The sequence below is a fragment of the Kosakonia sp. N21 genome (assembly GCF_050587465.1).
GTDB lineage: Bacteria > Pseudomonadota > Gammaproteobacteria > Enterobacterales > Enterobacteriaceae.
Window position 1 is genome coordinate 1 of the sequence record NZ_JBOBHR010000041.1, and the last position, 347, is coordinate 347.

General features: G+C 62.2%; 1 protein-coding gene. It reads left to right on the forward strand.

The genetic code is table 11. The annotated features are described in order from the left end of the window. The coding region (locus ACQ3G7_RS24760) for a thiamine pyrophosphate-binding protein (RefSeq protein WP_496353907.1) at nucleotides 1–347 on the forward strand (347 nt) is incomplete at both ends.

The window sequence follows — 347 nt, forward strand, 5'->3', positions numbered from 1 at the left end:
CGAAGCCTACGGCTGGCACGTGGTGCGCGGGGTGGACGGTCACAATGCAGACGCCATCAGACGCGCGGTGGAAGAAGCGCGCAGCGTGACGGACAAACCGTCGCTGCTGATGTGCAAAACCATCATCGGTTTCGGTTCGCCGAACAAAGCCGGTACCCATGATTCCCACGGCGCGCCGCTGGGTGATGCGGAAATCGCCCTGACCCGCGAAGCGCTGGGCTGGAAACACCCGGCCTTTGACATCCCGTCTGACATCTATGCGCAGTGGGATGCGAAGGAAGCCGGTCAGGCGAAAGAAGCTGCCTGGAATGACAAATTTGCGGCTTACGCCAGCGCCTTCCCCCAGC